The sequence below is a fragment of the bacterium genome, assembly GCA_026398675.1.
Taxonomy (GTDB): Bacteria; RBG-13-66-14; RBG-13-66-14; order RBG-13-66-14; family RBG-13-66-14; genus RBG-13-66-14.
On sequence record JAPLSK010000356.1, the window covers coordinates 1 to 6,181 of the forward strand.

General features: G+C 65.3%; 7 protein-coding genes. 2 read left to right on the forward strand and 5 right to left on the reverse strand.

The genetic code is table 11. The features are described from left to right. On the forward strand, positions 1-279 hold a 279-nt coding region (locus NTW26_10795), incomplete at its 5' end, for a hypothetical protein (GenBank protein ID MCX7022738.1). Here NTW26_10795 and NTW26_10800 read toward each other — a convergent pair. The 5 genes from NTW26_10800 to NTW26_10820 all read right to left on the reverse strand — a co-directional run bounded on the left by NTW26_10800 (position 251) and on the right by NTW26_10820 (position 5,425). After that, positions 251-511: a hypothetical protein gene (locus NTW26_10800; protein ID MCX7022739.1), complete on the reverse strand. Its 261-nt coding sequence runs from the start codon at positions 509-511 to the stop codon at positions 251-253. The genes NTW26_10795 and NTW26_10800 overlap by 29 nt on opposite strands. Next, entirely contained in the window at positions 480-1,103 is a 624-nt protein-coding gene (locus NTW26_10805) for a riboflavin synthase (GenBank protein ID MCX7022740.1), read from the reverse strand. The genes NTW26_10800 and NTW26_10805 overlap by 32 nt, the downstream gene beginning before the upstream one ends. Before the next feature lies 1 nt (position 1,104). Then, positions 1,105-1,830, reverse strand: coding sequence for a DUF3307 domain-containing protein (locus NTW26_10810; protein ID MCX7022741.1), 726 nt, complete (start codon positions 1,828-1,830; stop codon positions 1,105-1,107). 152 nt (positions 1,831-1,982) lie between these two features. After that, the gene (locus tag NTW26_10815) at positions 1,983-3,056 is read right to left on the reverse strand and encodes an Ig-like domain-containing protein (protein MCX7022742.1); all 1,074 of its coding nucleotides are present in this window, start codon (positions 3,054-3,056) and stop codon (positions 1,983-1,985) included. Between the two features lie 65 nt (positions 3,057-3,121). Further along, entirely contained in the window at positions 3,122-5,425 is a 2,304-nt protein-coding gene (locus NTW26_10820; protein ID MCX7022743.1) for an adenylate/guanylate cyclase domain-containing protein, read from the reverse strand. Between the two features lie 141 nt (positions 5,426-5,566). On the opposite strand from NTW26_10820, the gene NTW26_10825 reads away from it, so the two are divergent. Next, positions 5,567-6,007 carry a hypothetical protein gene (locus tag NTW26_10825; GenBank protein ID MCX7022744.1) on the forward strand — a complete coding sequence of 147 codons (441 nt, stop codon included), beginning with the start codon at positions 5,567-5,569 and terminating at the stop codon, positions 6,005-6,007. Positions 6,008-6,181: the final 174 nt, after the last annotated feature.

Sequence of the window (6,181 nt, forward strand, 5' to 3'; positions counted from 1 at the left end):
ACCAAGGAAGCCCAGGACATGGTGTCGGACTTCACCCGCATCCGCATCCGCGAGTCCAGCGCGTTCGAGAAGATCATGCCCGGAGTCAAGATCAGCAATGATCAGCTGACCCCGCAGCTTGATACCGACAAGAACGTCAAGTTGGTGGAGAAGGAACCGGCCAGCCCGGCTGCCATCACCATCCCGCTCGGCACGCAGCCCATCCAGTACTACTTCCGTGGCGACCGTTACCCGGTGTTCTTCGACCGTATCACCACGGCGTCAACTCGCCGCTCTTGACGCGCCCGGAGAGGTCGAGGAGCTCATCCGTGCCCGCCGCGACCAGGCCCTTCAGCTCGGCCCGAATCTCCGGCGTGGGCTCCTTCCCGGCGAGGACGTCGGCCAGGGTGACGACGGGCGCCTTGGGGGGTACCTGCGGGGCGGACTCGTCCCCCCCGCCGCCGCAAAACGTCGACACGAGGAGCAGCAGCGGCAAGAGTCTACAGATAGCCGTGTTCGGCGAGGAAGTCATGGTCCACCCCTTTCGGAGTCCGGGTCAGCCCCTCGAGGTAGCGGGCCAGCACGTCCACCTCCAGGTTCAACTCCCAGCCCGGCGGCAGGGCGCCCAGGGTCGTGGCCCGGCCCGTGTGCGGGATGAGGCCCACGGTGAAAAGCCGGCCCTCGGTCCCGATGACCGTCAGGCTCACCCCGTCCAGGGCCACGGAGCCCTTGGGGACGAGGAAGCGGGCGAGGGCGGCGTCCGCCAGTTCAAGGACCAAAACCCCGTCGGACCTCCGCTCCACCAGCCGCGCCCGGCCGTCCACGTGCCCCAGCACCAGGTGCCCGTCCAGGGCGTCGCCCAGCCTCAAGGGGGATTCCAGGTTCACCGGGGAGCCGGGGACGAGCCGCCCCAGGTTGGTTTTATCGAGGGTCTCCGCCATCGCCTCGGCGGCAAACCCGCCGGGGGACACCTCCACCGCCGTCAGGCAGGCCCCGTTCACCGCCACCGAGCCGCCGGTTTTCAGGCCGACCGCGGTGCGCGGGGCGTTGATCTCCAGGCGCGCGACCCCGCCCGGCCTCAGCCGGACGACCGCGCCCACTTCGCTGATGATGCCGGTGAACATATCAGGGGTAGAGCTTCAGGCCCACGATTGCGCCCCATAGGGCGGCCCAGAGGAACATCCAGAGGTAGTCCAGCTTGTACGCGCCTTTGAAGCTGCCGTCCTCGTCGGTGGGTTTCCGCGCGAGCCAGACCAGGAGCGCCGCCGGAGCCACCGCCGCCAGGAAAAACCAGGGCGAGAGCTGGAACCCCAGCTCCACGCCCGAAAAGGCCACGAGGCCCCCGAAGAGGTAGCTGTTGCGATAGTAATCGGAAAAAACCTCGCGCTTGAAGGGCTTGCGGAAGGTCCGGTTGACGAAGTTGACGAGAATCATCCCCATGTAGGCCGAAAGGAGCAGGCCCGACAAGAGGTTGACCAGGTAGTCGTCCTTCCACAGGACGTCCAGCCAGGCGGGGAGCCAGTCCACCGGGGCGAGCTTCCCGAAGAGCCAGGCGAGGCCGACCAGGGTGGCGAGGTGGAAGAGCTGGTCCCCCAGGAAGGCCCATAGGTTCTGCTTCTTGATTTTATCGAAGAAGCCGTGGGCCACCTGCACCAAAACCACGGCGCCGAAGAACCAGGTGTCGTGGAGGTAGGGCAGGCAGAGGACCAGGGTGGCCAGCAGGTGGAAGCCGGCGTGGACGAAGACGCCCCAGCGTTTGGCGTACCGCAGCCGGAAGAGCCAGTCGAACTGCAGGACGTAATCGCCGATGAGGAAGGCGAGGAGGAGGCGGTAGAAGAGGAAGGTGTTCATCTGCGTAGCCCTTTTTTAAAGCCCTCGTTCGCTGTAATAAAATCCGCTCCCGTCACCCCGTTCACTGAATCGGTGAGAAACGTCTCTGACATTGTACCAAAATCCACCGTACAAACCACGTCCCGCGCCACTCGCTGGGCCCGCCCCCGGCGCTAGAACTCCGCTTTGATCGCCCCCCAGGTCGTCTCGGCCACCTTCGGGATATCCTCCGTCGTGAAGCTCCAGACGAAGTCGTCGGTCATCTCGTTGCCGCGGTCGTCGGCCAGGCCGGCGGCCACAGTGCAGGTGACGGTCACGCCTTCGTAGAAGGGATCGTCACCGGTCCAGGTGCAGACTACGTCCATCGGATCTGCGTCGTCAGTGACCAAGTCGCCGGGGAGGGTCCGGGCCGGCATAGCGAGGACACTCAGAGCGGAGCCGGTGCTCGCGAAGCGGTCGCCGGACAGGGTGGAGTCCTGAACGGTGAAGTTAATGGTGCCGATGTCAACGGGATGCAGGTCGTCCACGCAGTGGAAGACGATGTTGGAGTCGAGCGGCACGCCAACCTCGCCGTCGTCCGGGTCCATGTAGTCCACGTACGGCGGGTCGAATTCGGGCTCAACCGCAGTGCCCTCGATGACCTGGAAGAAGCCGTAGGGCGCGCCAAACATGTATTGAGAGGAGTACCACGGGCCAGAGCCGCCACCGCCGTAATCGAAGTACGCCATGTCGTCCCATGCGTTATTGGTGACGGTCATATACCAAAAGCCGCTGGAGAAGTACGAAGCGCCCCAGTAGTGTCCGGCATCTAATTCGTAGTCCATCTCGGCTTCCATCTTGTACACGAGATAGCCGGAGGCGTACTGGCCGGTGGAGGTGAGCGTGTAGTCGGCATCCGCATTGTTCAGCTCGCTGCCGGGGCCCGAGCCGCCCGTATCGTTCCAGAACCGATGCACGTAGCCCGAGGCCTCCTGGTCGACTAGGACCCAGTATGTGATTTTCTCGATGTTCGAATCCTGGTCCAGGACGAAGTCGTCGGCGATGACCCAGCCGTAGGACGGCACGGTGGCGATTCCGGTCACGAACTGACCAAGGTCGAACTCAATGGTCATGTACAGCACGTCCAGGAAGCCGTTGGGCTCCGGCGGCAGGTACGCGGCCCCGTCGTGAGCGACCTCCCCGAGGTCCGTGCCGACGGCGAAGGCCGCGCACGCGCCCAGAACCAGTACAAGTGTCAGGTATCGCATTGCAAATCCTCCTTGAGAATTGATGAATCACGCAATCGGCCCGGCGCGACGGCGCCGATGTGCGACTATTTGAAGAGCAGGGTGTGGATCGGCCGCCAGTCGTCGCCGGGGTCGAAGGCGGCCATCTCCCGGCACAGGCTCGCGTAGTAGGCGGTGGGACCGTCCTGGGGATAGCCCTTCCCCAGCCGCTCGAAGGCGTCGAAGGCGGCCTTGAACTCCCGCCCCTCCCACAGGGACAGACCCCGCTTGAACTCGGCCAAGAGGCTTTCGAGCTCCGGCTCGGGCGTGCCGAGGCCCAGAAGCTCGTAGCAGATAACCGGCTCCGTCTTGCCCATGACGCGGAAGCTCCCCAGGCTGCGCAGGATGAAGCGGTCCACCAGGCGCTCCCGGGTGAACTCGGAGCAGATCACCTGGGTGCTGAAGATCTTGTTCAGGGGCTCCAGGCGTGCGCCCAGGTTCACGTTGTCCCCCATCACCGTGTAGTCGAAGCGCGTGTGGGAGCCCATGTTGCCCACCACCATGGGGCCGGAGTTGATGCCGATCCGCATGGACATGTGCGGCAGGTTCAGGGGCTTCCACTGCGCGTTGAGCTCCTCGAGCTTGGCGATCATCTCCAGGGCGGTGTGGCAGGCGGCGTCGGCGTGGTGCTCCACGGGCACCGGCGCCCCGAAAATCCCCATCACCGCGTCCCCGATGAACTTGTCCACCGTCCCCCGGTTGGCGAGGATGATGTCCGCCATGGGGGTCAGGTAGTCGTTCATCAGGTGCACGAGGTCCGTCGGCTCCATCTGCTCGGAGATGCGCGTGAAGCCCTTGACGTCGGTGAAGATGACGGAGAGGTCCAGCTTCTCTCCCCCCAGCCTCAACAGGTCGGGGTTGTCTATCATCTGCTCCACCACGGCGGGCGAGACGTAGTGCTGGAAGGTGTCCTTTATCTTGCGCTTGGCCCGCTGCTCGGTGACGTAGTTGAAGCCGACGACGGTGACCAGGGCCAACAGGATGCCGGAGCCGGGCCGGACAATCTCCAGCCACAGGTTGTGGGCGGAGAATATCCAGAAGGCGCCGAAGATGTAGCCGCCCAACAGGACCAGGGTCAGGGGGATGGCCACCCACCACCGCAGGTAGGCCACCAGGAAGCCCACCCCCAGGGTGAGGAGGATGAAAATCCCCAGGGCGAGGCCCGGGTCCAGGCGATCGAGGTAGTCGTCCCCGAGCATGTTGGCGATGGCGGTCGCGTGGATCTCCAGGCCCGGGTGCGTGTTGGAAAAGGGGCTGGAGATGAAGTCGAAGAGGCCCTCGGCGGTGCCGCCTACCAGGACGACCTTGCCGTGGAAGTTGTCCCACGCCTGGACGGCTTTCTGTTCGGGGGACATATCGTCGCGTACGGCCAGGTACTCGATGTCGGTGAAGGAGTAGTAGTTGAAGGTTCCCTCGGGACCCTGCCCCGGCGGGCCGAGGTAGTTGAGCAGGAGCTCGGCCTGGGGGGTGGTGGGGATGACCTTCGAGTCGCCCAGAAGGACGCCCACGTCGGGGTCGAAGCTTATCTTGTCCAGGGGGACGCCCAGGGCCTGCGCCACCGCGGCCAGGGAGAGACTCGGGAAGACGAGGACCTCCCCGGGCCGGGGGCCCTCGGCGGAGATCAACAGCGGCACCCGCCAGATAATCTCGTCGTAGGGGGACATCTTGGTGTGCCCCAGCATGCGGGCGGCTCCGGACAGCTCGGGGATGGGCGGCAACCAGCCGGTAAAGTAGTAGAGGTTCCGCGTCACCTCCGGCGGGAGCTTGATGGCGCGGGCGGTGAAGGGGTTGCCGGAGACATCGCGCGCCTGCTCCTCGGCGGAGAAGTCCACGGCGGAGAGGCCTAGGATGACGTCCCCCGCCCGGGCCACGGACCCGGCGAAGACTTCGTCCTCGGAATGGGAGGCCATCCAGCCGGCGACCTCATCCACCGAACGCGCGCCCTCCAGGAACCGGCGGTTTATCCGGGGGTAGTCGGGGTTGCCCGCCGGCTCGAAGAAGTGGATGTCGAAGACCAGCGCCGCCGGCTCGGCCTGGGCCACCAGGTCCACCACCTGGGCGTAGTACTCCCGGGTCCAGTCGGGGTAGCGGCCCAGCCCCTCCTGATCGGGGGGCAGGAGGCTGCGTTCGTCCACGTCAATGATGGCGATTCCGGGGACCTTGGCGCCGGCGTTCTCGGCGCCCTCGTAGCACTTGCCCCGGACCTGCACGCGGGCCCGCATCGTCGAGAGCTCGAAGTCCTCGAAGAATGCGGTCAGATTCAAAAGGAAGGCCAGCAAGCCGGCCGCCGCCGCCACGGCGAAGGTCACCAGCACCTTCCACCCCGCCTTCTTGGACCCTTGAGCGCCCACCTCACTCCTTTGATCTGGAGGCCCGATTATTTTAATCCCAAGGATGGTAGCACAACCGGGGCGCCTCTGTCCCCCGACAATCGCCGTGTGATACACTTACCCCACCAGCCGAACCGGCCGATCCCCAACGAGGAGATACTTATGAAGAAGATCGCTCTCTTTCTGTGCCTGACGGCCGTAGCCGTCCTGGCCGTGCCCCAGGTCTCCGCCTTCTACGACCCGCTGCTCGACGACTGGATCGTGTACGCGCTCTCCGACTCCGGCGGGCTCTACATGCTGCGCGGCGACGCTTTCGAGAAGGTCACCGACATGCCCGGCAGCGGGCCCTATGACGTCGCCGCCTTCTACGACATCGTGGCCGACGACTGGATCGTCTACACCGTCAACGGCTCGGGGATGCTCCACCGGCTCCAGGGGACGGATTTCGTCACCGTGGACCAGATTCCCGGCGGCGGGCCCTACGACATCACCGCCTTCTACGAGCCCGACCTGGACGACTGGATCGTGTACGCCTTCAACGCCGGGGGCGAGCTTTACCGCCTGGCCGGGAACGTGTTCCAGTCCATCGCCGAGCTGCCCTAGCGCGGTCCGACGGGGAGAAATCGTGCGGCGGCCCACATTTGGGCCGCCCTATGTTTACGTAGACCGGGGTGAAGGTCGAAATCAGTCCCCCTCTCCCCGTGGGAGAGGGGCAGGGGTGAGGGCTGCCTTATCCCCCTCCCCCCTTTGGGGGGAAGCGGCTTACGGGCTGGGGAG